Source organism: Streptomyces sp. NPDC056061 (assembly GCF_042266885.1).
GTDB lineage: Bacteria > Actinomycetota > Actinomycetes > Streptomycetales > Streptomycetaceae > Streptomyces.
Genome location: NZ_JBHJWQ010000018.1, coordinates 1 through 24,641, shown reverse-complemented (window position 1 = coordinate 24,641; position 24,641 = coordinate 1). Strand labels below are relative to the sequence as shown.

The window sequence follows — 24,641 nt, the reverse complement described above, 5'->3', positions numbered from 1 at the left end:
TGCTCCTGTTCCGTACCGTGCGCGGATCGATGTCGCAGGCAGGGCCGTTGGTTCGCCGCGTCCCGGTCACTCTACGGGGTGGGACGGGTCCGGCGGGAGCGGGACGCCCGTCCACCGGAAGATCTGCGCGGATCGTCCCCCTACCCATCGGTACAGGCGTCTGGCAGGCTGCGGACATGACTGCGCGCGCCGCCGACCGGTCCCGGTACGACCGGGCCACCGCCCATCTGGACGCCCCGATCGCCGTCGTCGATCTCGACGCGTTCGACGCCAACGCCGACGACCTGGTGCGCCGGGCCGCCGGGAAGCCGATCCGGGTGGCGAGCAAGTCGGTGCGCTGCCGCGCCCTGTTGGAGCGGGTGCTCGCGCGGCCCGGGTTCGCCGGGATCATGTCGTTCACGCTGGCCGAGTCGCTGTGGCTGGCGCGGGCCGGGTTCGAGGACGTGCTGCTGGCCTATCCGTCGGCCGACCGGGCGGCGTTCGCGGAGCTGGCCGGTGATCCGAAGCTCGCGTCGGCGGTGACGGTGATGGTGGACGACCACGCGCAGCTGGAACTGATCGACGCGTCGCGGGCCGGCGGCGGCGAGGAGATCCGGGTCTGCCTGGAACTGGACACCTCGCTGCATCTGCTGGGCGGCCGGATCCGGGTCGGCGCCCGGCGTTCGCCGCTGCGTTCGCCGGACCGGCTGGCGGAGCTCGCACGTTCGGTGGGGCGCAGGCCCGGCTTCCGGCTGGTGGGGCTGATGGCGTACGAGGGGCACATCGCCGGGGTCGGGGACGCGGTCGCGGGACACCCGCTGCGTTCTCGGGCGGTCCGGCTGATGCAGGCGGCGAGCCGCCGGGAGGTGGCCGCGCGGCGGGCCGAGGTGGTGCGGGCGGTACGGGCGGTGGCGCCGGATCTGGAGTTCGTGAACGGCGGCGGCACCGGCAGTGTGCAGCACACGGCGGCGGAACGCGCAGTGACGGAGGTCGCCGCCGGTTCGGGGCTGTACGTCCCTCGGCTGTTCGACAACTACACGTCGTTCACGGGGCGTCCGGCGGCGTTGTTCGCCCAGCCGGTGGTGCGCCGGCCGGGGGTGGGGGTGGTGACCGTGCTGGGCGGCGGGTATCCGGCGTCCGGGCCGCCCGGGGCGGACCGGCTGCCCGTCCCGTATCTGCCGGAGGGGCTGCGCTACGACCCGCAGGAGGGGCCCGGCGAGGTGCAGACCCCGCTGCTGGGCTCCCCCGCCGACGATCTGCTGATCGGCGACAAGGTGTGGTTCCGGCACGCGAAGGCCGGTGAACTGTGCGAGCGCTTCGACGAGTTGCAGCTCGTCGAGGGCGACCGGGTGACGGCGGCGGTGCCGACCTACCGGGGCGAGGGCCGGACGTTCCTCTGAGGGCCTGTCGGGTGTCCTCGGACCGGGTGGTGGACGCGGTCCGGTGCGTGTGGCTCCCGGGCGGAGGAGGAGCCGGCGCGGGAAGCGCGTGCCGGGGCGTGTCCGCCCGGCCGGAGGCCGCCCGACGGGCTCCGGGACCGCGGGCGGGTGCTCAGGGAGCCACGGAACTGCCCACGCCGCCGCTGGTGTCGCTGTCGTCCATCGGCCGGATCCCCGCGGTGACGGTGTCCATGAGGGAGAGCGGCGGGCCGTCGGGGCCCGCGTCGAGGGCGAAGCGCACGACGACCGGTGATTCGCTGCCGACGGTCGAGGGGAAGACGAGCGTCTGCACGTAGCCGCCGGGGCCCTTGCCGGTGGTGACCTGCCAGCGCACCCGGTATCCGGCGCGCCCGGCGACGCTCACCGGTTCGGCGGCGAGTTGCCGGTGGGACGTGATGCCGCCGTGGATCCGGTCCCCGGCCGGGTTCTTCTCGTAGGCGTCGTCCGCGGCGGCGGCGATGTCCTGTTCGGCGATCTTCCGGACGGAGGCGACGGCAGTGTCGCCCACGGTGCGGGTGGTGATCGTGCCGTGGTAGCAGGAGTGGGACGAGTCGCCGGGGCACGCGTAGGACTCGACCGTTCGCATGGTCAGCACGCTGTCGGAGAGGTGCTCGGGCCGTTCCCAGCCGTCGGGGACCGGCAGGGTGATGCCGTTGAGCTGGTCGACGAGGACGCCGGGGGTGTCGGCGGTCGGGGTCGGGCTCGGGGCGGGGGTGTCCGTGCCGGTGGTCGGGAGCGGTACGGGAGTGCCGGATACGGCGACCGGCGGTGTGGTCCCGTCGTCCCGGTTCAGCAGGACGGCACCGGTGACGGCCGCGCCGATGACCACCAGCCCGGCCGTGACCAGTGCGATCGTCCGGGTGGCGGCGCCGGTCCGGCCGTCCCCCGTCGCAGCGGACGGCATCGGTACCGGCGGGCCGAATCCGTCCGCTGCGGGCGACGGGCGGGTGTGCGCCGTCCAGGCCGCGCCGTCCCACCAGCGTTCGGTGCTCGGCGTCGCGGCGTCCGGGTACCAGCCGGGCGGTGTCGTGTTGCTCATGGCCCCACTCTAGGGTCCGGCCGCCAACAGGGGCTCCGAAAGCCCCTGTTGGCGTGGGATCGGCGTCGGCTACAGCGGGGTGACGTACGCGCCGGAGATCCCTCCGTCGACGAGGAAGTCGGTGGCGTTGACGAACGAGGAGTCGTCGCTGGCGAGGAAGGCGACGGCTGCCGCGATCTCCGTGGCCTCGGCGAACCTGCCGACCGGGATGTGCACGAGTCTGCGGGCCGCACGTTCCGGGTCCTTGGCGAACAGTTCCTGGAGCAGCGGGGTGTTGACCGGTCCCGGACACAGCGCGTTGACCCGGATGCCCTCGCGGGCGAACTGCACACCGAGTTCGCGGGACATGGCGAGGACGCCGCCCTTGGACGCGGTGTACGAGATCTGGCTGGTGGCCGCTCCCATGATCGCGACGAAGGAGGCGGTGTTGATGATCGAGCCGCGGCGCTGCCTGCGCATGTAGGGCAGGGCGGCCCTGCAGCACAGGTAGACGGAGGTGAGGTTGACGTCCTGGACGCGTTTCCACGCCTCCAGGCCGGTGGTGAGGATGGAGTCGTCGTCGGGCGGGGAGATGCCGGCGTTGTTGAAGGCGATGTCGACGGAACCGTAGGTGTCGAACGCCGCCCGGAAGAGCGCCTCGACCTGTTCGGCCTCGGTGACGTCGGTGCGTACGAAGGTGCCGCCGACCTCGTCGGCAACGGCCTTGCCGGTCTCCTCGTCGATGTCGGCGCAGACGACGTGGGCGCCCTCGGAGGCCAGGCGGCGTGCGGTGGCGAGGCCGATGCCGCTGCCGGCCCCGGTGATGACGGCGGTGCGGCCGACGAGGCGGCGGCAGACGGTCTCGTTGTCGGTGGTGCTCATGCGGTCTCATGCCTCCGTGCTGATGAAGACGTTCTTGGTCTCGGTGAATGCGGTGAGTGCGTCCGGGCCGAGTTCGCGGCCGATCCCGGACCGCCCGAAGCCGCCGAACGGTGTCCAGTAGCGCACACTGGCGTGCGAGTTGACGGACAGGTTCCCGGCCCGGACGGCCCGCGGGACGCGCAGCGCGCGGCTCGCGTCACGGGTCCAGACCGAGCCGGCCAGGCCGTATTCCGTCGCGTTGGCGAGCCGTACGGCGTCGGCCTCGTCGTCGAACGGCAGGAGCACCGCCACCGGTCCGAAGACCTCCTCGGTGGCGACGGGTGCATCGGGGCGGACGTCGGTGAGCACGGTCGGCGGGAACCAGAAGCCGGGGCCCTCGGGGGCCTTGCCGCGGATCGCGGCCGCCTCCGCGGGTACGTGGGCGCGGACCCGGTCCCGTTGGGCCCGGGAGATCAGCGGGCCCATCTGGGTGGCCTCGTCGGACGGGTCGCCCACGACGACGGACTCGATGGCGGGGGCGAGGAGTTCCAGGAAGCGGTCGTACGCGGTGCGCTGGACCAGGATGCGGGTGCGGGCGCAGCAGTCCTGGCCCGCGTTGTCCAGGAACGCCATGGGGGCGGCAGCGGCAGCGGCCTCGATGTCGGCGTCGGCGAAGACGATGTTGGGGCTCTTGCCGCCGAGTTCGAGGGTGAGCCGCTTCACCCGGTCCGCGCACCGGGCCATGACCTGTCTGCCGGTCCGGGTGGAGCCGGTGAAGACGATCTTGGCGACGCCGGGGTGTTCGACGAGGGCGTTGCCGGTGGTGGCGCCCGCGCCGGGCAGCACCTGGAGGAGGTGTTCGGGCAGTCCCGCGTCCAGGGCGATCCGGGCGAGTTCGAGGGCGGTGAGCGGGGTGGTCTCGGCGGGTTTGAGGATCACGGCGTTGCCGGCGGCGAGGGCCGGCGCGAATCCCCAGGCGGCGATCGGCATGGGGAAGTTCCACGGCGCGATCACGCCGACGACTCCGAGGGGTTCGAGGAGGGTGACGTCGAGACCGCCGGGGACCGGGATCTGCCGTCCGGAGAGGCGTTCCACTCCCCCGGCGGCGTAGTCCAGCAGGTCGCGGACGTTGGCGGCCTCCCAGCGGGCGTTGCCGAGGGTGTGGCCTGCCTCCCGGACCTCCAGGCGGGCCAGTCGGTCGGCCTCCGCGTCGACGGCGGAGGCGAAGCGGCGCAGCAGCCGGGCACGGTCGGCGGGGGCCGCCGCGGCCCAGCGGGCCTGGGCCGCGGCGGCCCGTTCCACCGCGGTGTCGACCTCGGCGACGGTGGTGGACGGGACGGTGGCGAGGAGTTCTTCGGTCGCCGGATTCAGTACGTGGTGTTCCACCGGCCGGCCGGTCGGGGGCATGTCGGTCGGGGTCATGGGGGACCTCACAGGCGTTCGAAGGAGCGGCGGAGCTCCCAGTCGGTCACTGCCGCGTCGAAGGCTCGGAGTTCGACGCGGGCCATGTTGTGGTAGTGCGCGACGACGTCGTCGCCGAAGGCCGCCGGGGCCACCTCGCTGCGTTCCCATAGTTCGGCGGCCTCGCGCAGGGTGGTGGGGACGTGGGCGTAGTCGGAGGTGTAGGCGTTGCGCTCGCACGGTTCGGGGAGTTCGAGGCCCTTCTCGATGCCGTGGATGCCGGCCGCGACCATCGCGGCGACGGCGAGGTACGGGTTGACGTCGCCGCCGGGCAGCCGGTTCTCGAAACGCATCGAGCGGCCGTGGCCGACGACGCGGAGCGAGCAGGTGCGGTTGTCGTGCCCCCAGGCGACGGCGGTCGGGGCGAAGGAGCCGGGCTGGAAGCGCTTGTAGGAGTTGATGTTGGGTGCGTAGAGGAGGGAGAAGTCGCGCAGGGTGGCCAGTTGGCCGGCGAGGAAGTGGCGCATCACGGCGGACATGCCGCCGTTCGGGTCGGCCATGACGTTGTGTCCGGGTGCGTCGGTGGCCTGGAGCGAGAGGTGGATGTGACAGGAGTTGCCCTCGCGTTCGTTGAACTTCGGCATGAAGGTGAGCGCCGCGCCCTCCTGGGCGGCGATCTCCTTGGCACCGGTCTTGTAGACGGCGTGCTGGTCACAGGTGACCCGGGCCTCGTCGTAGCGGAACACGATCTCGTGCTGCCCGGGGTTGCACTCGCCCTTGGCCGACTCGACGGTGAGTCCGGCGGCGGCCATGTCGTTGCGGATGCGGCGCAGCAGGGGTTCGACGCGGCCGGTGCCGAGGACGGAGTAGTCGACGTTGTACCGGTTGGCCGGGGTCAGGCCGCGGTAGTCGCGGTCCCATGCCTGCTCGTAGGTGTCCCTGAAGACGATGAATTCGAGTTCGGTGCCGACGTGGGCGGTGTAGCCGAGTTCGGCAAGTCGTTCCAGCTGGCGGTCGAGGATGCGGCGGGGCGCGGCGGCGACGGGCGAGCCGTCCTGGTGGGTGAGGTCGGCGATGACCAGGGCCGTGCCCTCGTTCCAGGGGACCGGGCGGAGGGTGGAGAGGTCGGCGTGCAGGGCGAAGTCGCCGTAGCCGCTGTCCCAGGAGGACATCGCGTATCCGTCGACGGTGTTCATGTCGGTGTCGACGGCGAGCAGGTAGTCGCAGGCCTCGGTGCCGTGTTGCACGACCTCGTCGAGGAAGTGGCGGGCGGCGAACCGCTTGCCCTGGAGGCGTCCCTGCATGTCGGGGAAGGCGAGGACGACGGTGTCGATCTCGCCGTTTCCGACCCGGGTGCGCAGCTCCTCGATGCCGAGCGGTGCCGTTCGGTCTGCCACGGGACATTCCTCCTTGGGTCGGCCGGAAGGCTTAAGGTACGCAAGAGAACCATTGATTGTGAAGGGAACACGGGGTGTGGCCGAGGAAGACGAGTTCACCGACCGTCTGCTGCCGGTGCTGCGGCCGGTCCGGGCGGGCAACGGCTTCGAGGAGGCGCTGGAGCAGATCCTCCAGGTGGTCAGGCTCGGGCTGGTGCCGGACGGCGGGCGGCTGCCGGCCGAGCGGGAATTGGCCGAGCTGCTGGGGATCAGCCGGGTCACCCTGCGCGAGGTGCTGAGGGTGCTGCACGACCAGGGCCTGGTGGAGAGCCGGCGCGGGCGCTACGGCGGCACGTTCGTGCTGCCGCGCACCAAGAGCCCCGGCGAGGCGGAGCTGCGCCGGAGGGTGGAGTCGGTCGACATCGAGGACGTGCTGCGCTTCCGCGAGGTACTGGAGGCGGGGGCCGCCGGGCTGTGTGCGTCGCAGGGGCTGACGGACGCGGGCGCGGACCGGCTGCGGACGGCTCTGGCGGCGACTCACGAGGCACCTCTGCCCGAGTACCGCAGGCGCGACACCCTGTTCCACCTGACTCTGGCCGAACTCTCCGGGGCACCCTCGTTGACCGCGCAGTACGCGGCGGTCCGGGCCACCGTGAACGACCTGCTGGACTGCATACCTCTGCTCGTGCGGAACCTGGAGCACTCGCAGCACCAGCACACGGGCATCGTCGAGGCGGTCCTGGACGGGGACGCGGAGGCGGCGCGCGCGATGACGCGCGAACACTGCGCCGGTACGGCCGCGCTGCTGCGCGGGTTCCTGGCCTGACGACCCGGGTGGCAATGGCGGGCGGCCGTCCCGGGCCCGGTCGCACACGTCCGCGCGCGGACCGCCGCCCGCTCCGGCAGTCCCTCCGGACCGTTTCGGATCTCTTCCTTCCGGACCGCTCAGGACCGCTCCGGAACACTTCGGACCGCTCCGGCCGGAGCCGCGCGTCACGTGCGCGGAAGCGGGCGATCCCCCTCCGCCGCAAAGGTATTCTCTGCCACCATTGCAGCCCTGGAACAGCGCTCCGCCCCCGCGGGCGGCCGACCCGGAGGGAACCGTCCCGTGCCCGAACCTCTCATCGGCGTCTCCACCTATCTGGAGCCCGTGGCCCGCTGGGGCGTGTGGGAGCTGCCCGCCGCGCTCCTCCCGGCCGCCTATCCGCGGCTGATCCAGCGGTCCGGCGGGCTCGCCGTGCTGCTGCCGCCGGACGAGCCGACCCGGGCCGCGACGGCAGTTGCCCGGCTGGACGGTCTCGTCATCGCGGGGGGTCCGGACGTGGAGCCGACGCTGTACGGGGCGGAGCGGGACTTCCGGACCGGGCCGCCCGCGCCGGAGCGGGACGCCTGGGAGACCGCCCTGATCCGGGCCGCGCTGGCGAACGGTACCCCGCTGCTCGGCGTCTGCCGCGGCATGCAGCTGCTCAACGTGGCGCTCGGCGGCACCCTGACGCAGCATCTGGACGGCCACGGCGGTCCGCTGGGGGCCACCGGCGTCCTCGGCTCGCACCCGGTGGTGCCGGTACCGGGGACGCGCTACGCGTCGATCGTGCCCCAGGAGTGCGCCGTGCCCACCTACCACCACCAGTGCGTGGAACGGCTCGCCCCGGATCTGGTTCCGTCGGCGCACACGGCGGACGGCACGGTCGAGGCGGTCGAACTGCCGGGACCGCAGTGGGTGCTCGGGGTGCAGTGGCACCCCGAGATGGGCGACGACCTGCGCGTGGCGCAGGCACTGGTGGCCGCCGCGTCGACCGGTCCGGCCCCGGCCGGTACGCCGTTGCGAGATCTCGCGGGACCGCGGCGGACGAGCGCCTGAGCATCGGGGGACGCGCGCGGCCGGACCCACCCGTCGCACGAGGCGACCGGGTCCGTCCGCGCGGCCCGGCCGGGGGCGTGCGGGCCGTCGGGGGCGGGCGTGCGGGCCGTCGGGGGCGGGCGTGCGGGCCGTCGGCGCTCGCGCACCGGACGCGCACGGGGCGCAGTTGCCGGGCCGCGCGGCCCGGTACCGCGCCCGCTCACTCCGGCCGGGCGTCCCGCGCCGTCAGCGTCAGCAGGTCACGCGCGGGCCCCGTGGGGCGGTGACCGGCCGGCCAGACCGCGCGCAGTTGGCGCCGCAGCCGCATCCCACCGATCGGGATCTCCACCAGGCGCCGGGTCGACAGCTCCTCCCCCAGTGCCAGCTCGCTCAGGACGCACGGTCCGGCGCCGCTCTGGGCCGCGCCCTTCACCGCGGTGGTCGAGGAGAGTTCCAGCAGCGGCGGGGCGAGGCCGCCGTGCACGGCGAGGGCCGCGTCCAGCACCTGACGGGTTCCGGAGCCCGGCTCCCGCAGGACCAGCGGGGTGGCGGCCAGCTCCTGCGGCGTCAGCGGCGTGCGGCGACGGGCCCACGCATGGGACGGCGCGACCACGACGACGAGGCGGTCATGGGCGATGACCGTGCCGTCCAGTCCCTCCGGCACGGACAGCCCCTCCACGAAGCCGAGGTCGGCCTCACCGGCGAGCAGCCGTCCGGCGACCGCCGCCGAGTTCCCCGCGAGCAGCGAGACCGCGGTGTCCGGCCGCTCGGCGCGCAGCGCCATCAGCCAGCCGGGCAGCAGGTACTCGGCGATCGTCATGGAGGCGGCGATCCGCAGCCGGGAGTCCCGCCGGTCGCGCAGCGCCTGCGCACCGGCGTCGAATGCCTCGGCCGCCTCGACGACCCGGCGCGCCCAGTCGGTGACCAGCACGCCGGCGTCGGTGAGCCGGGAGCCCCGGGGCGAGCGGTCCAGCAGGGCCAGCCCGAGCTGCCGCTCCATGGACCGGATGCGGCTGCTGGCGGCGGGCTGGCTGACCCCCGTCTCGCGGGCCGCCCGCCCCAGGCTGCCGTGCCGGGCGACGGCGAGCAGCAGCTCCAGCGCGCCGAGGTCGGGGACCCGGTGGGAGAGCGGAACGTGCACGTCAACAGCCATAAGATCAGCTTATGACCTCATAGGGACGAGGTCCCTGGTGGGGTTCCGCCCGCCTCACAAGAATCGTGGCATGGCCATCTTTTCACCGACCCGACAGTCCTCGGCTCCGCACGCCGACGTCCCTCCCCTCCCCCGACTCCGGCACATCGGCCCCAACTGGTACGCCAGTGTCATGGGCACCTCGATCGTGGCGAGCGCGGGGGTCGCGCTGCCGGTGCACGTCCCCGGGCTGCGGGTCGCCTGCACGGTGGTCTGGGCACTCGCGGCGGTCATGCTGGCGGTGCTGCTGTCGGCCCGTGCCGGGCACTGGGCCGCCCACCGCGATCAGGCCCGGACCCATCTGCTGGACCCCGCGGTCGCCCCGTTCTACGGCTGCCTCTCGATGGCTCTGCTGGCCGTCGGCGGCTCCACCATGGTCGTCGGCCGGGACGTCATCGGGCACGGGGCGGCGGTGGCCGTGGACGCGGTGCTGTACACGTCGGGCACGGTGATCGGGCTGGTCGCGGCGGTCATGATCCCGTACCTGATGGTGGTGCGCCACCGCATCGAGCCGGGCAACGCGACGCCGGTGTGGCTGCTGCCGGTGGTGGCCCCGATGGTCTCCGCGGCCCTCGGGCCGCTGCTGATTCCCGAGCTGCCCGCCGGTCAGTGGCGGGAGGCACTGCTGCTGGCGTGCTATGCGATGTTCGGCCTGAGTCTGCTGGCCACGCTGGTGATGCTGCCGCTGATCTTCGCCCGGCTGGTCCACCTCGGTCCGCTGCCGCTCGCCCTGACGCCCACGCTGTTCCTGGTCCTCGGGCCGCTGGGACAGTCGACCACCGCGGTCAACCAGCTCGCCGACGTGGCCGGGGGCGTGGTCCCGGCGTCGTACGCGGCGGGCTTCGAGGTGTTCGCCGTGCTGTACGGCGTTCCGGTGATGGGCTTCGCGCTGATGTGGCTCGCCCTGTCCGTCGCACTGGTGGTGCGCGCCGTGCGCAACGGCATGACGTTCGCCATGACCTGGTGGGGCTTCACCTTCCCGGTCGGCACGTGTGTCACGGGCGCCGCCGGGCTGGCCCGGCACACCGGGCTCACCGCGTACACCTGGCTGGCCGTCGCCCTGTACGCGCTGCTGGTGACGGCGTGGGCGGTGGCCGGGCTGCGGACGGCACGCGGGCTGGTCAGCGGAGTGCTGCTCGCAGCGCCGCAGGCGCCCGCACCAGCGACGGCCCGTACCACGTGAGGAACCGCCCGTCGACAAGGGCGGCCGGCAGCACGGGGAACGCCTCGGGCCCGTCGTCCGCGGTGAAGCGGTACGGCTCGTCGGGCAGCACCACCAGGTCGGCGCCCGAGGCGTTGAGTTCGCCGAGCGGGATTCGGGGATAGCGCTCGGGGTGGTCGGCGTAGACGTTGTGGACGCCGAGCCGGGACAGCAGGTCGCCCGCGAAGGTGTCGCGGCCCAGCACCATCCAGGGCCTGCGCCAGATCGGCACCACCGCCCGGCGCGGGGCCCCGGGCCGCGGAAGCACGGCCCAGGCGGCCTCGGCCTCGTCCAGCCACTGCGGCCGGGGCCGGCCGCAGGCGGCGGCCAGGACCCGTTCCAGTTCCCCGAAGGCCCGGTCCAGGGTGCGGATCTCCGTGACCAGCACCTCGATCCCGGCCGCCCGCAGCGCCGCGAGGTCCGGCGCCCGGTTCTCCTCCTCGTTGGCGACGACGAGATCGGGCCGCAGTGCGACGATCGCGGCGACGTCGGGATTCTTCGTGCCCCCGACCCGGGCGGCGGTCAGACCGGCCGGGTACGTGCACCAGTCGGTGACACCGACCAGCCGGCCGGGATCGGTGACGGCGACGGCCTCGGTGAGCGACGGGACCAGCGAGACGACGCGCACGGCGGACACCCCTCTCAGCGGCGCGGGTCGAAGGTGGCGTCGATGTGCTCGGCGACCGCGACGACGAGCAGCCGGGTGCCGGGCACGGTCGCCCTCCAGCGGTGCCGCACCCCGCCGGACAGGAACAGTGTGTCGCCCTCCTCCAGCCGGTACGCCTGCCCCTCGGCCTCGACCTCCGCGGCGCCCCGCACCACGTACATCACCTCGTCGTTGCGGTGCTGGAACTCGCGTCCGAGATCGATCTCGCCGGTGAACTCCAGGGCACTGAGCTGGTGGCGTCCGCGCACCACCCTGCGGGTCCCGTCGCCCCCGGCGGCCCGTACGACGTCGACGGCGCGTGCCGAGTCCGCGGCGGCGCGCAGCCGAGCCGTGGTGGTCTCCAGGGCGTCGGCGACCCGGTCCAAGGACGTGGCACTGGGCCGGGCCCGCTCGTTCTCGATCTGGCTGAGGAACGGCACGGACAGGCCGCTGCGGGTCGCGACCGCGGCCAGTGTGAGCCCCAGGGATCTGCGCCGCCGGCGAATCGCGGCGCCCACGCGGAGTGCTTCCTTCTCCTCCATGTCCGGCTCCCTCCCGATGCGCCATCCTTCCGGTTTCGGGCACCTTACGCACACGGTTGCGCAAGGACGGCCGGTATCGACCGCGCCCGGGACCGGCGCCCGGGACACCGCCGCCCGCCGCGAGCGGCCGTCCGGACACCCGGAAGGGGTGGGCCCCCCCCGCGGCGGGGGCCCCCCCCAACGGGGGCACCCGGTGCGACAGCGGGGGCCAAGGGTACACGATTGCCGGGGTGGGGGGCCACCCCGCCCTCACCGCCTCCTGCTCGTGGCCCGCGCCGCGCTTCTGGATCTCGTTCTCCAGGCCGGCGAGCTGTTCCTCGTCGAGCTTGAAGTTCTTGAACCACTTGGTCAGCTGCGGGTACGTCTTCGGGAAGTCCTTGCTCGCGATGGTGTGCAGCCGGTCGCCGTCACCGAAGGCCTTCTCGGGGTCCGCGAGCTTGGTCATGCCGTACTCGTTGTACGCCCAGTGGGGCGTCCAGAGCAGGACCGCGATGGGCTCCTTCTTGGCGTACGCGCGCTTCAGCTCGGCCAGCATGCCCGGCGTCGAGGAGTCGACGACCTGGTACTCCTTGTCCAGGCCGTACGTCGGCAGCACGTTCTTCTTGAGGTTCTCCATCGTGGCGGTGCCCGGCTCGATGCCGACGATCCGGCCCTTGAACTGCGACGCCTTGCCCTTGAGGTCGGCGAGCGACTTGACGTCCTTCACGTAGGACGGCACCGCGACCTCGATGGACGTCGGGCCGTACCACGAACCGATGTCGGTCAGCTGCGAGCCGTACTTGTCCCAGTAGTTCTTCTGGGTGTACGGCAGCCAGCCGTCGAACTGGACGTCGATCTGGCCCCGCGACATGGCGGTGTACATCGGACCGACCTCGAACTGCTTGAGGTTGACCTTGTAGCCGCGCTCCTCCAGGACGGCCTTCCACAGGTACGTGGCGGCGATGTCCTCCTCCCAGGGGAACCACGCCACCTCGACGGGGCGGTCGCGCTCGTCCGTGCCGTTCGCGCTCTTGGCGGCCTTGACGGCACCGGCAACGGGGGTCCACTTGTCGGCGACGCCGGGGTTGGCTTTCAGCCAGGTGCGGACGGCGTCCTGCTCGTTGCCCGAGCCGGCCTTCTGGATCTCCGCCTCCAGACCGGTGAGCTGGTCCTCGGTCATCTTGAAGTTCTTGAGCCAGGCGCCGACCTCGGGGTTGTCGGCGGAGAAGCCCTTGCGGGCCAGTGTGTGGACGCCGTCGCCCTTGCCCCAGAGACCCTTGGGGTCCTTGAGCTTGGTCAGCTCGAACTGGTTGTACGCCCAGTGCGGCGACCAGAGCGGGACGACGATCGGTTCCTTCTTGGCGTACGCGCGCTTCAGCTCGGCCAGCATCGAGGGCGTGGAGCCGTCGACGACCTTGTACTCCTTGTCCAGGCCGTAGCCCGGCAGGATCTTGTCCTTGAGCAGGCCCATCTCGCCGGCGCTCGGCTCGATGCCGACGATCCGGCCCTTGAACTGCGACGCCTTGCCCTTGAGGTCCTCCAGCGACTGGACGTCCTTCAGGTAGGCGGGGACGGCGAGCTCCAACGAGGTGGGGCCGTACCAGGAGCCCAGGTCCTCCAGGCGGTCCTGGTACTTCTTCCAGTAGCTGGCGTGGGTGACCGGGAGCCAGGAGTCCGTCTCGAAGTCGATCTGGCCGGCCGCCATGCCGGTGTAGAGCGCACCGGCCTCGTACTGCTTGACGTCGACCTGGAAGCCCCGGCGCTCCAGCATCTCCTTCCAGAGGAAGGTGGAGGCGATGCCCTCGTCCCAGGGGATGTACCCCATGCTGATCTTCTTGCCGGCGCCGATCTTGGCGTCGGAGGCGGTGTCGTGCTTGTCCGAGCCGCCGGAGCCGAAGATGCCCATGCCGCCCGCGACGAGCGCGAGGACGACGATGCCGACGACCGCGACGACGGGCTGCGGGCGGTGGTTCCAGATCTTCGGACCGCCGGCCATCACCTGCGCCCTGGCGAGCGCCCTGCGGGCGAGCGGCGAGACCTCCCGGCCGAGCGCGCCGGTCATCCGGTCCAGGTACATCGCCACGATGACGATGGAGATGCCCGCCTCGAAGCCCAGGCCGACGTCGACGTTGCCGATGGCGCGGTAGACCGCGCCGCCGAGGCCGCCGCCGCCGACCATGCCGGCGATGACCACCATGGACAGGCCCAGCATGATGACCTGGTTGATGCCCGCCATGATCGTGGGCAGGGCCAGCGGCAGCTGCACCCGCAGCAGGGTGTTGCGCCGGGTGGTGCCGAACGCCTCGGCGGCCTCGACCAGCTCGCCGTCGACCTGGCGGATGCCGAGCTCGGTCATCCGGACGCCCGGGGGCAGCGAGAAGATGATGGTGGCGATGATGCCGGGGACCACGCCGACGCCGAAGAAGATGACGCCGGGAATCAGGTAGACCATGGCGGGCATGGTCTGCATGAAGTCCAGGACCGGCCGGGTCACCGCGCTCACGGCCTTCGAGCGGGACGCCCAGATGCCGAGCGGCACGGAGAGCACCAGCGCGATGATGGTGGCGACGAGCACCAGGGTGACGGTGTCCATCGCCTCGTCCCACAGCTCGACGGAGTCGATGACGGCGAAGCCGACGAAGGCGAGGCCACCGGCCAGCAGGCCGCGCAGCCACCAGGCGATGACGGCGACGATGCCCGCGAAGAGCAGGGGTGCGGGGGCGGAGAGCACGGCGGCTATGCCGTCGAACATGCCGCTGACGATCGCGCTGATCGCGTCGAACAGCCAGGCGAGGTGGGTCTGCAGCCAGTCGACGGCGGAGTCGACCCAGTCGCCGAGGGGGAGCCTAAACACTGGCCACCTTCTTCGTGCTCACCGCGCCGGGCGTGACGTCCTGGGGGACCTCGGCGGGGCTCATCGGCTCGCCGAGGACGGCGAGCAGCCGCTCGCGCGGCACGACACCGACGAGCTTGCCCTTCGCGTCGGTGACGGCGACGGCGACGCCGCTGCGCGAGCAGGGCGTGAACAGCTCGGCGATCGGCGTGGACTCGACGACGGTGGCCGGGGCCTCCCGCAGGACGTCGCCGGGGGTGCGCAGTTCCTTGCCGTCGTCCGTGCTGGTGCCCATGACCGTGTGCGGCTCGGCCATGATGGCGCCCGCGGTCAGCACCCGGGTGCGGTCGACGTCCTGGGTGAAGGAGGCGACGTAGTCGTTGGCCGGGGTGACCAGGATGTCCTCGGCGGTGCCGAGCTGGACGATCCGCCCGTCGCGCATCACGGCGATGCGGTCACCGAGGCGCATCGCCTCGTTGAGGTCGTGGGTGATGAAGACGATGGTCTTCTTCAGGCGCTTCTGCAGTTCGAGCAGCTGGTCCTGCATGTCGCGGCGGATCAGCGGGTCGAGGGCGCTGAAGGACTCGTCCATCAGCAGCAGATCGGCGTCGGTGGCCAGCGCACGGGCCAGCCCGACGCGCTGCTGCATGCCGCCGGACAGTTCGTCGGGCCAGGACTTCTCCCAGCCCGCGAGGCCGGTCAGCTCCAGCGCCTCGACGGCGCGCCGCTCCCGCTCCGCACGCGGTACCCCCTGCACTTCGAGGCCGTACGCGGCGTTCTCCAGCACGCTCCGGTGAGGGAAGAGAGCGAAGTGCTGGAACACCATGCTGATCTTGGAGGAACGGACATGGCGCAGCTCGGCAGGGCTCAGGGCGGTCAGGTCCTGGCCGTCGAACAGCACGCGTCCGGCTGTGGGCTCCAGGAGTCCGTTGAGCATGCGCAACAACGTGGACTTCCCGGACCCGGACAGACCCATCACGACGAAGATCTGTCCCGGTTCCACGGTGAACGAGGCATCGATCACCGCTGCGGTCGTTCCGTCGGCGCGGAGCTCGTCGCGGTCGGCGCCGCCCTCGAGCTTCCGCACTGCTTGATCGGGTCTTCTGCCGAACACCTTGTACAGGTGCTCGGCTTGCAGCCTTGACACATACACCTCGCGCGTAGAACGGAAAAACGGTCTGCCACCCCCTCCGGCAGACCGTGGAGCGGCGCGGATCCGGCCCGCATGGCACGCGCATCTGTGGAAACTGCGACGTGATCCGCTCCGGCTGCGCGCCTGCCCGGACTTACACGAGCCAAACGCAAGAGTGACTCAGGTCACACGTGGACAGTTTTCGTCACGCGTTCACGCCGACGGACGAACAATGCGCGTCCGAACCGTGCACGTCGCCCGGGAACCCGTGCCGGACCATCTCCCCTCCGGACCTCCTCCACCCTCCGTTTCCGGCCACGGCACGAGCGGCGGACGGCGTCGGCGGGGTGCGGCATCATCGGGGTGTGACGCGACGACTGATGCTCCTGGACACCGCCTCCCTCTACTTCCGCGCCTATTTCGGGGTCCCCGATTCGGTACGCGCCCCGGACGGGACGCCGGTCAACGCCGTGCGCGGGCTGCTCGACTTCATCACGCGCCTGGTCCAGGACCACCGCCCGGACGACCTGGTCGCCTGCATGGACGCGGACTGGCGGCCGCACTGGCGGGTGGAGCTCATCCCCTCGTACAAGGCGCACCGGGTGGCGACGGAGACCGCGCAGGGGCTGCCCGACGAGGAGGAGACCCCGGACACCCTGGCCCCCCAGGTCCCGGTCATCGAGGAGGTGCTCGACGCGCTCGGCATCGCCCGGGTCGGGGTCGCGCACTACGAGGCCGACGACGTGATCGGCACGCTCACCCGCCGTGCCACCGGCCCGGTGGACATCGTCACCGGCGACCGCGACCTCTACCAGTTGGTCGACGACGCCCGCGGCGTGCGGGTGCTCTACCCGCTGAAGGGGGTCGGCTCGCTCCAACTGACCGACGAGACGTGGCTGCGGGAGAGGTACGGGGTGGACGGTCCCGGCTACGCCGACCTGGCGCTGCTGCGCGGCGACCCGAGCGACGGCCTGCCCGGCGTCCCCGGCATCGGCGAGAAGACGGCGGCGAAGCTGCTCGACTCCTACGGCGACCTGGCCGGGATCATGGCCGCGGTCGACGATCCGTCGTCCCGGCTGACCCCCTCGCAGCGCAAGCGCCTCGACGAGGCCCGGGACTACGTGGCCGTCGCACCGAAGGTCGTCCGGGTCGCCGGCGACGTGCCACTACCGGCGTTCGACCCCGCGCTTCCCGCCGAACCGCGCGACCCGATGGCCCTGGACGCCCTCGTGCAGCGGTGGGGACTGGGCGGTGCGGTGCGGCGGCTGCTCTCCACACTCCACACCTGAGATGCTAACTTAGGTAAGCCTAAGCAAATCCGACTCAGGGAGAACCTCGTGGCAGAACGACCGGCACGGCAGGCACCCAAGGCTCAGGCGGCCGAGGTTCTGCGCACCGAGCGGATCACCCCGCACATGGTGCGCGTGGTGCTCGGCGGGGACGGACTCGCCGACTTCGGGCTCGCGGGGTGCACCGATCACTACGTGAAACTCTGCTTCGCCCCCGAGGGCGCGGACTACGCGCACCCGTTCGACATGGCCCGGATCCGTGAGGAGCAGCCCCGGGAACTGTGGCCCACCACCCGCACGTACACGGTGCGTTCCTGGGATCCGGTCGCCCGCGAGCTGGCCATCGACTTCGTGGTCCACGGCGACGAGGGACTCGCCGGGCCGTGGGCACTGCGCGCGGCCCCCGGCGAGCGGGTGACCTTCCTCGGCCCCGGCGGGGGGTACGCGCCGGACGCCTCGGCCGACTGGCACCTCCTGGTGGGAGACGAGAGCGCCCTGCCGGCCGTGGCCGCCGCCCTGGAGCAGATGCCCGCGGGCGCGGTGGTGCACGCGTTCGTCGAGGTGGCGGACGCCTCGGAGGAGCAGAAGATCGTGACGCCCGACGGGGTGGAGGTGACCTGGCTGCACCGCGGGGACCGTCCGGTCGGCGAGGCGCTGATCACCGCCGTGCGGGAGCTGGAGTTCCCCGGGGGCGACGTCCAGGCGTTCGTCCACGGCGAGGCGGGCTTCGTGAAGGAGATCCGCCGCCACCTGCGCCTGGACCACGGGATCCCGCTCCCCCGGCTGTCGGTCTCCGGGTACTGGCGGCTCGGCCAGAACGACGACGCCTGGCGCTCGGTCAAGCGCGAGTGGAACGCCCAGGTGGAGCGCGAGCAGGAGGGCGTGGCGGCCTGAGCCGCGCGCCGCGGGCGCGGGCCGTCGACCCGTGGAAGGATGCGCGCAGGCCCGGGCCGTCCCGGCCGCGCGCCGCGCCCGCGGACCCGTCGCCAGGTGCGGGCGACGACGGGCCGACATCAGGAGGACACCCGCCCATGTCCGTCTCCGTGGCCCTGTTCACCTCCGACCTGCGACTGCACGACAACCCGGTGCTGCGGGCCGCGGTACACGACGCGGACGCCGTCGTTCCGCTGTTCGTGCGCGACCGGGGCATCCAGCGGGCCGGCTTCGACGCCCCCAACCGTCGCGCGTTCCTCGCGGACTGCCTCCGGGACCTCGACGCGGGGCTGCGCCGTCGTGGCGGGCAACTGGTCGTCCGGGACGAGGACGTGGTCTCCGCGGCCCGCGCCGTGGCCGCGGAGACGGGGGCGCGCGACCTGCATGTCGCCGCGGGGGTGAGCGGTTACGCGCTGCGCCGCGAGGAGCGCCTGCGTACGGCACTGGCGTCGGTCGGCTGCGCGCTGCACGTCCACGACGCGGTGGTCACCGCACTCGCGCCGGGGCGGATCACCCCGGCGGGCCGCGACCATTTCGCGGTCTTCACGCCCTACTTCCGCCGGTGGCAGGCCGAGGAGATCCGGGGCACCCTGCCCGCCCCGCGGACGGTACGGCTGCCGCAGGAGGTGACCGGCGCCCCACTGCCGGAGCGGTCCGAGGTGACCGGGGTGTCGCCGGGACTCGCCGCGGGCGGCGAGTCCGCGGGGCGCCGGCTGCTGTCGTCCTGGCTGAACGGCCCGCTCGCCGATTACGCGAACGGCCATGACGACCTGGCGGGTGACGCGACGTCACGCCTTTCCCCGTACCTCCACTTCGGCTGCCTCTCGGCGGCCGAAGTGGTCCACCGGGCGCGGCACCGCGGCGGATCCGGTGCCGAGGCGTTCGTCCGCCAACTCGCCTGGCGGGACTTCCACCACCAGGTGCTCGCCGCCCGTCCCGACGCCGCCCACGCCGACTACCGGCCGCGCGACGACCGTTGGCGGTCGGACGAGGACGAGATCGCCGCATGGCGGACCGGCCGCACCGGGTACCCGCTGGTGGACGCCGGCATGCGGCAACTGGCGCACGAGGGCTGGATGCACAACCGGACACGGATGCTGACGGCGAGTTTCCTGACCAAGACGCTGTACGCCGACTGGCGGGTCGGGGCCGCCCACTTCCTGGACCTGCTGGTCGACGGCGACCTGGCGAACAATCAGCTGAACTGGCAGTGGGCGGCCGGAACGGGCACGGACACCCGGCCGAACCGCGTCCTCGACCCGGTGGCCCAGGGCAGGCGGTTCGACCCCCGTGGCACGTACGTGCGCCGCTGGGTGCCCGAACTGGCGGGGGTGCCCGGCGGCGCCGTCCACGAACCATGGAAGCCGGCCGTCCGGGAGGCCGCCCCGGACTACCCGGCGCCGCTCGTCGACCTCGGCGCGGCGCGGTCCCGCTTCGAACGGGCCCGCGGCCTCGGCTGAACCGCCCGGAGGATGCCGCCCGTGCTCCGTCCGCCGTGCAGCGCATCGCGTACCTGCCCCGCCGGGCGTCCCGCAGCAGTCCCCCCGCCGGAAAACTGCACATAAGGGGCACATAAGGGCACAATGGCAGAGCGGGCCTCCCGCGCACGACGCGGTGGCCCGGTCCGCGGAAGCGAAGGAGACGAACCCCATGTCGAACCTCTCGCACGCCGGCCGTGAGATGGCCGGTCACCCCGATGTTTCCGAAATGAGTGATCGCTACGCCCGCGTGCTCGGTGGGCGTGACGTGGCGCTCGTGGACGCGCCGGTGTTCCTCGTCGGTCTCTACTGCGCCATCTCGCCCTGGGTGATGCACTTCACCGCGTCCCAGCCGACACTGGTGATCAACAACCTGATCATGGGTATCGCGATCGCGGTGCTGGGGCTCGGGTTCACCGTCATGCCGGAACGGATGTACGGCCTGAGCTGGGCCATCTGCGCCATCGGCGCGTGGTTGATCGTCTCGACCTGGGTCGTCGGCAGCGGCCCGAGCCTGGGCGTCGTCCTGAACAACGTCATCGTCGGCGGACTGACTGTTCTGCTGGGTCTGGTCTGCGTCGGTGCCTCGATGAAGATCGGCAAGCGCAGGATCTGACCGGGACGGCAGGCCGGTCCGCGAGGGACGGACCGGGCTGCCGTGCGGTGGTGGCGGGGTCGTGTCCCGCCACCGGTCAGTCCCGCCGGAACGGCAGGTAGTCCACGTCGTACCCGAAGTAGCGCGGTCCGGCGAGGGCCAGGCCGCCCGGGGTGGTCCAGCGCGGGTCGCACGGGGCCGCGAGCACGCTCACCCGCAGCCCGTAGCGGAGCCCCTCGGTGGTCACCGGGTCACCGGTGTCGGTGTCCAGCACGCAGATCAGGTCCGGCGTGGTGGCGACGGTCTCGCCGTCCCGGGTGGCGAGCAGGTGCTCGTTCTGGAAGCCGAGTTCGAGGAGGCGGCCGGTGTCGTCGCCGACGCCCTCGATCCGGGCGCCGCCCCGGGCGAAGCCCCCCTCGGTACGGCGGCTGACGTCGACGACCTTGCCGGTCAGCAGATGGGTTCCGGACAGCATGGCCCGGGCCGCACGCACCGGGTCCGTGTGCGCCGCGCGCGCCTCACGGACGGCGGCGCCGAGCCGTTCGGCGAGCGTGAGCGTGGCGGGGACGAGCCCTTCGGCGAGTTGGTCGCCGCGCATCACGGTGTCGGCGCTGGAGATCTGGCAGCCGAGTTCCACGCAGACGGCCCGGGCGATGCGTTCGGCGGCATGGTTGGAGACGGCGTCGACGATGATGCTGTTGCCCTTGTCGTCGGCGAGCGCCATCGGCGTGTTGGCCACCCCGATCAGTCCGGGCAGGACCATCTGCGCCTCGGGGAAGGCCCGGCCCATGGCGTCCCCGTCGACCAGCGGAAGCCCGGCCTCCGCTGCGCACGCGATGGGCAGCATGGAATTGACGCCACCGACCTCGATCGGCGCGATGTGGGTGGCGCGGCGGCCGATGTGCTTCTCCAGGGCGCGCAGGGCGGCCACTTCCTCGCCGCCGGCCGGGACGCGTTCCAGCAGCACCGTCGGCGCGCCCATCCCGGAGACCGGGACGACGGTCGCGTCGGCCGGCACCTCGTCGAACGCGACGAGCCGGACCGGTCCGTGCCTGCGGATGGCCTCGCGGGCGAGCAGCTTGCCGATGTACGGGTCGCCTCCCCCGCCGGTACCGAGGATGCCCGCGCCGCGGGCGATGTCGTCCAGGTTGTCGAGGTTGATCTCACGCATGTGACGCTGCTCCGTAGGTGTCGCGCGCCCCGGCCGGGGCGCGGGTGGTGCCGATGCCGTTCAGGTCGAGGTCGCCGACCGCCTTGACCCGGATGCGGGTCGCGCCGCCGGGCAGATAGGCGAGCGGCACCTCCTCCACGTCGACGATGCGGACGGTGCCGGGCCTGGCGCCCGCGCTCTCGGCCCGGCCGACGGCCTCCTCGCGGGCCTCCGCGAGCACGGCGTCCCGGCGGCCCTCGGGGACCTGGAAGACCCGGTCCACCTCGCCGCCGACCTGGGCTATGGCGGCGCCGACGGCGTTGGCGACGTCGAAGTGGCCGGGGCGTCGCACGTCGTCGAAGCCCGGCAGGGAAGCGGGCACCAGCACGCTGCCGCCGCCCACCGCGACCACCGGCAGCGCATCGGGCGAGGTACGCATCCGGTCGACGGTCTCGGCGAGCCGCTCGGCGATCCGGTCCAGGGCGCGCGCCGTGAACTCCGGGTCCAGATGGGCGACGCGGGAGCGGTCGCCGATGTCGGCGCGGCCCGCGGCCACCGCGAGGTCGGTCGCCGTCAGGGTGGATCCGCCGAAGACCAGCGCCTCCTCGGTGAGCCGGTAGCCCACCGAGCGGGGGCCGGTGTCCCCGTCGGCCGAGACCAGGGAACCGCCGCCGATGCCGAGCGAGAGGACGTCGGGGATGCGGAAGTTGGTGCGGATGCCCGCGGCCTCGCTCTCCCCGGCGGCCTCGCGCGGGAAGCCGCCCGCCAGGATGCCGACGTCGGCGGTGGTGCCGCCGACGTCCACGACCGCGCAGTCGCCGAGACCGGAGAGGAACGCGGCGCCACGCATCGAGTTGGTGGGGCCGGAGGCGAACGTCGCCACCGGGTAGGCCCGTGCGAAGTCGACGTCCATCAGCGTGCCGTCGTTCTGCGACAGGAAGAACGGGGCGGTCAGCGAGACGTCGGCGAGCGAGGTGGCGAACGACGCCACGATCTCGGCCGCCAGGTCGCGCAGGGCCGCGTTGATGACGGTGGCGTTCTCGCGGGCGAGCAGTCCGACCCGGCCCAGCTCGTGCGAGAGCGAGAAGTGGACGTCCGGTCCCAGCTCCGCGGCGAGGATCTCGGCGGCCCGGCGCTCGTCCTCCTCGGCGACCGGGGAGAACACCGAGGAGACGGCCACCGAGGTCAGTCCGCGCGCGGCGATGTCGGCGGCGGTGCGCTTCAGCTCCTCCGGGTCGAGCGGCGACAACGGACGCCCGTCGAACTCCCGCCCGCCGTGGCAGAGGTAGCCGTGCCCGCCGACGGCCGCCCGCTGACGCTCCGGCCAGTCCGTCATCGGGGGCAGGGCCGCCGTGGCCGGCAGCCCGAGGCGCACCGCGGCGACGGGGGCCAGCCGGGCGCCCTCGATCAGCGCGTTCAGGAAGTGCGTCGTGCCGATCATGACGGCGGTGACGGACTCCTTCGGCGGGTCGAGGGCCCGGATCGCCGCGGTGACGCCCGAGGTGATGTCGGAGGTGGTGGGGGTCTTCGCGGTGGCGACGATCCGGTCGTCGTCCCCCAGGAGGGCGGCGTCGGTGTTGGTGCCTCCGACGTCGATTCCGATGCGCATGGTGTGTCCGTCTTTCGTAGCGGGTGGGGTGTCGGGGTGGGGCCGCGGGTCGGAGCCGGTCGGGCCTTCCGGCCGAAGGACCGACCGGCTCTCAGACGGTGGCGCTCTGCGACCGGGCCGCGTCCAGCTCCGCCTCGATCGCCGCGGCGGGCCGGGCGGGCTGGGCGAACGGCAGTTCACGGACGCCGCGCACCAGGCCGAGCTTGCCGACGACGACGTAGCCGACCCCGGCGAGCAGCAGGGAGTTGAGCGCCGGTATCCCCCACCACTGGTAGTGGTCGCCGAGCCAGCCGAACAGGGAGGCGACGATCCACAGGGCGATCGTGGCCGGAACCCAACTGGGTTCGGTCTCGGGCAGCCGTCCCGCGGAGCGGGACGCGTCGAGCTGCGGTCGCCACTTCTTCACCACGAAGTACTCGGCGACCATGATTCCGGCGACCGGCGGGGTGAGGATGCCGAGCACGGTGAGGAAGTCGGTGAACCGGTCCAGGATTCCGGCCGCGGCGGCGAGGCTGCCCAGCACACCGATGACGACGGTCGTGCCGACCCGGTGCAGCCGGACCTTGAACAGCGCCTCCACCGCGCCGATCAGGCCGAGCGACGACGAGTAGAGGTTCCAGTTGTTGATCTTCACGGTGGCGGATACCAGGACGATGACACCGATGACCCCGGAGGAGGACGTGATGATGGCGATCAGGTCGGACGACTTCACCGCGTAGGCGAGCAGCACGCCACCGAGACCCAGGACGTACTCGCCGAGGCTGATGCCGACGACGGTCTGCTTGACGACGTCTCCGGTGTTGCGGTTGAAGCGGGTCATGTCCGGGGTGGTGACGGCGCCGACGATGTAGGAACCGGCGACGATGGTCGCGCCGGTGGCGATGGACAGGTGGGCGCCGAAGGGCGCGGCGGTCACCAGGTCGCCGATGTGATGGCGGGAGAACTCCACCGCCATGGCCCAGCCCGCCAGCCCGAGAAAGGCGGGGACGGTGACGAACGCGGTCCAGCCCATGGCGCGGAAGCCGCGCAGCACCAGCGCGGTGACGCCGAGTCCGCAGATCAGGCACCAGGCCCAGATGGGAAGTCCGGGCACGATGGAGTGCAGTCCGGCGGCGAAGACCGCCGTCTGCACACCGAACCAGCCGAAGAGGCTGACCGCGATGACGAGGCCGATCAGGGTCGAGCCGTAGCGGCCGAACCCGGTCCAGCGGACCAGCATCGACGTGGAGAGCCCCTCCCGCATGCCCGCGATGCCGACGAAGATGCAGACGATCTCCAGGATCACCGAGCCGAGCGTGAACGCCCAGAACGCGCCCCAGAAGGAGAGCCCGGCGCCGAGCGTGGCGCCCAGCAGGAACTGGGTGAGGTCGGAGAGCTGCCCGAATCGCTGCACGGCGACGTTGAACCAGGAGTAGCGGGCCGCGCGCGGCACCCGCTCCAGCGGGTAGTCCTCGTCCTGGGGCTGTGGCTCGGGCCGTGGCGCGCTGCGCGCGTCCGGCCGGGCGTCGAACTGCTGGGTCATGGGGGCGGGTCCTCGGGTGTGCGGGATGGGCTGAGGGACGCGGCAGCACGGCGGCGGGCTGCTCCGCGGGAAAGGAGAGGCGGGGAGGAGAGTGCGGGGTGGGGAGAGTGCGGGGTGGCGGGTTCAGAGCGGCAGCGGTGGTCCCGCGGCCCGGGCGCGCAGGAGCACCGCTCCCGGCAGATACGGCACCGGCAGGTCCGGTTCGGACCGGACCTCCACGCGCCGGGGGTCGGCACCGGCGCGTACGGCACCGGCCCTGGCCAGCTCCCGTACCTCGTCGCGCACGGCGTCGAGCCGACGGCCGGGGCCCCGGGTGACGATGCGGTCGTACTGCCCGCCGACGGGGCTGGCCGCGGCGCCGAAGGCACCGGCGACGCCGCCGTGCTCGGGCCGTACGACATCGAATCCGGTGAGCACCGGGCCGGGCACGCCGTCCGCTCCGCCGCCCACCAGGATCAGCGGCAGCGGCCCGGCCGCGGGGCGCATCCGGTCGGCGGCCTCGGCAAGTTCCCGGTGCGCGTCGGCGGGCACCGTGATCAGGTCGGGGAAACGCAGGCTGACGGGTACGCCGCCGAAGCGTTCGCCGGGGCCGGCCTCCTGTGGATAGCCGCCGGTCAGGGCACCGA

At 72.6% G+C, this 24,641-nt stretch carries 18 protein-coding genes and 3 pseudogenes; 8 read left to right on the top strand and 13 right to left on the bottom strand.

Annotated elements, in window-relative coordinates; genetic code table 11:
* The first annotated feature begins 176 nt into the window (after positions 1 to 176).
* Complete coding sequence (locus ACFC79_RS23930) at positions 177 to 1,379, top strand: amino acid deaminase/aldolase (RefSeq protein WP_376243326.1); 1,203 nt, start codon at positions 177 to 179, stop codon at positions 1,377 to 1,379.
* Between the two features lie 151 nt (positions 1,380 to 1,530).
* Here the strand turns inward: ACFC79_RS23930 and ACFC79_RS23925 are convergent, their stop codons facing one another.
* From ACFC79_RS23925 to ACFC79_RS23910, 4 genes are all read right to left on the bottom strand, one after another.
* Positions 1,531 to 2,457: a DUF2510 domain-containing protein gene (locus ACFC79_RS23925; protein WP_376243323.1), complete on the bottom strand. Its 927-nt coding sequence runs from the start codon at positions 2,455 to 2,457 to the stop codon at positions 1,531 to 1,533.
* 69 nt (positions 2,458 to 2,526) lie between these two features.
* Positions 2,527 to 3,318: a 3-oxoacyl-ACP reductase gene (locus tag ACFC79_RS23920; RefSeq protein WP_376243320.1), complete on the bottom strand. Its 792-nt coding sequence runs from the start codon at positions 3,316 to 3,318 to the stop codon at positions 2,527 to 2,529.
* Between the two features lie 6 nt (positions 3,319 to 3,324).
* Entirely contained in the window at positions 3,325 to 4,719 is a 1,395-nt protein-coding gene (locus ACFC79_RS23915) for an aldehyde dehydrogenase family protein (RefSeq protein WP_376243317.1), read from the bottom strand.
* Between the two features lie 8 nt (positions 4,720 to 4,727).
* Positions 4,728 to 6,095, bottom strand: coding sequence for a glutamine synthetase family protein (locus tag ACFC79_RS23910; protein ID WP_376243315.1), 1,368 nt, complete (start codon positions 6,093 to 6,095; stop codon positions 4,728 to 4,730).
* 76 nt (positions 6,096 to 6,171) lie between these two features.
* Between ACFC79_RS23910 and ACFC79_RS23905 the strand changes: the two genes are divergently transcribed.
* Both ACFC79_RS23905 and ACFC79_RS23900 read left to right on the top strand, forming a co-directional pair.
* Positions 6,172 to 6,900, top strand: coding sequence for a FadR/GntR family transcriptional regulator (locus tag ACFC79_RS23905; protein ID WP_376243312.1), 729 nt, complete (start codon positions 6,172 to 6,174; stop codon positions 6,898 to 6,900).
* A 282-nt stretch (positions 6,901 to 7,182) separates the two neighbouring features.
* On the top strand, positions 7,183 to 7,935 hold the full coding sequence (locus ACFC79_RS23900; protein WP_376243309.1) for a gamma-glutamyl-gamma-aminobutyrate hydrolase family protein: 753 nt from the start codon (positions 7,183 to 7,185) through the stop codon (positions 7,933 to 7,935).
* 199 nt (positions 7,936 to 8,134) lie between these two features.
* Here ACFC79_RS23900 and ACFC79_RS23895 read toward each other — a convergent pair whose 3' ends face one another.
* A complete protein-coding gene (locus ACFC79_RS23895) occupies positions 8,135 to 9,067 on the bottom strand; it encodes a LysR family transcriptional regulator (RefSeq protein WP_376243306.1) in 933 nt (310 codons plus the stop codon).
* Between the two features lie 70 nt (positions 9,068 to 9,137).
* Between ACFC79_RS23895 and ACFC79_RS23890 the strand changes: the two genes are divergently transcribed.
* Positions 9,138 to 10,289, top strand: a complete 1,152-nt coding sequence (locus ACFC79_RS23890; protein WP_376243303.1) for a TDT family transporter — start codon at positions 9,138 to 9,140, stop codon at positions 10,287 to 10,289.
* Here the strand turns inward: ACFC79_RS23890 and ACFC79_RS23885 are convergent.
* The 4 genes and pseudogenes from ACFC79_RS23885 to ACFC79_RS23870 form a co-directional block, all read right to left on the bottom strand.
* Positions 10,228 to 10,872: pseudogene (locus ACFC79_RS23885) on the bottom strand (helical backbone metal receptor); the annotation flags it as partial. The gene ACFC79_RS23890 and the pseudogene ACFC79_RS23885 overlap by 62 nt on opposite strands.
* A gap of 77 nt (positions 10,873 to 10,949) precedes the next feature.
* On the bottom strand, positions 10,950 to 11,495 hold the full coding sequence (locus tag ACFC79_RS23880; RefSeq protein ID WP_376243658.1) for a helix-turn-helix domain-containing protein: 546 nt from the start codon (positions 11,493 to 11,495) through the stop codon (positions 10,950 to 10,952).
* 202 nt (positions 11,496 to 11,697) lie between these two features.
* A pseudogene (locus tag ACFC79_RS23875) lies at positions 11,698 to 14,328 on the bottom strand (ABC transporter permease/substrate binding protein); the annotation flags it as partial.
* Positions 14,321 to 15,394, bottom strand: coding sequence for a glycine betaine/L-proline ABC transporter ATP-binding protein (locus tag ACFC79_RS23870; protein ID WP_376243300.1), 1,074 nt, complete (start codon positions 15,392 to 15,394; stop codon positions 14,321 to 14,323). The pseudogene ACFC79_RS23875 and the gene ACFC79_RS23870, both read right to left, overlap by 8 nt.
* 425 nt (positions 15,395 to 15,819) lie before the next feature.
* Between ACFC79_RS23870 and ACFC79_RS23865 the strand changes: the two genes are divergently transcribed.
* The 4 genes from ACFC79_RS23865 to ACFC79_RS23850 all read left to right on the top strand — a co-directional run bounded on the left by ACFC79_RS23865 (position 15,820) and on the right by ACFC79_RS23850 (position 19,755).
* Positions 15,820 to 16,728 (top strand): 5'-3' exonuclease H3TH domain-containing protein, encoded by a 909-nt coding sequence (locus tag ACFC79_RS23865; RefSeq protein WP_376243656.1) that lies wholly within the window; start codon positions 15,820 to 15,822, stop codon positions 16,726 to 16,728.
* Between the two features lie 48 nt (positions 16,729 to 16,776).
* Complete coding sequence (locus ACFC79_RS23860; RefSeq protein WP_376243297.1) at positions 16,777 to 17,622, top strand: siderophore-interacting protein; 846 nt, start codon at positions 16,777 to 16,779, stop codon at positions 17,620 to 17,622.
* Between the two features lie 137 nt (positions 17,623 to 17,759).
* The gene (locus ACFC79_RS23855; RefSeq protein ID WP_376243293.1) at positions 17,760 to 19,121 is read left to right on the top strand and encodes a cryptochrome/photolyase family protein; all 1,362 of its coding nucleotides are present in this window, start codon (positions 17,760 to 17,762) and stop codon (positions 19,119 to 19,121) included.
* Positions 19,122 to 19,311: 190 nt separating this feature from the next.
* The gene (locus ACFC79_RS23850; RefSeq protein WP_376243290.1) at positions 19,312 to 19,755 is read left to right on the top strand and encodes an SPW repeat protein; all 444 of its coding nucleotides are present in this window, start codon (positions 19,312 to 19,314) and stop codon (positions 19,753 to 19,755) included.
* A 76-nt stretch (positions 19,756 to 19,831) separates the two neighbouring features.
* Here ACFC79_RS23850 and ACFC79_RS23845 read toward each other — a convergent pair whose 3' ends face one another.
* The 4 genes and pseudogenes from ACFC79_RS23845 to ACFC79_RS23830 form a co-directional block, all read right to left on the bottom strand.
* Positions 19,832 to 20,905: a DUF917 domain-containing protein gene (locus ACFC79_RS23845; protein ID WP_376243288.1), complete on the bottom strand. Its 1,074-nt coding sequence runs from the start codon at positions 20,903 to 20,905 to the stop codon at positions 19,832 to 19,834.
* Entirely contained in the window at positions 20,898 to 22,493 is a 1,596-nt protein-coding gene (locus tag ACFC79_RS23840; RefSeq protein WP_376243285.1) for a hydantoinase/oxoprolinase N-terminal domain-containing protein, read from the bottom strand. Before ACFC79_RS23840 ends, ACFC79_RS23845 begins: the two co-directional genes overlap by 8 nt.
* A gap of 91 nt (positions 22,494 to 22,584) precedes the next feature.
* Positions 22,585 to 24,015, bottom strand: coding sequence for a purine-cytosine permease family protein (locus tag ACFC79_RS23835; RefSeq protein ID WP_376243282.1), 1,431 nt, complete (start codon positions 24,013 to 24,015; stop codon positions 22,585 to 22,587).
* A gap of 123 nt (positions 24,016 to 24,138) precedes the next feature.
* Positions 24,139 to 24,641 (bottom strand): annotated as a pseudogene (locus tag ACFC79_RS23830) (hydantoinase); the annotation flags it as partial.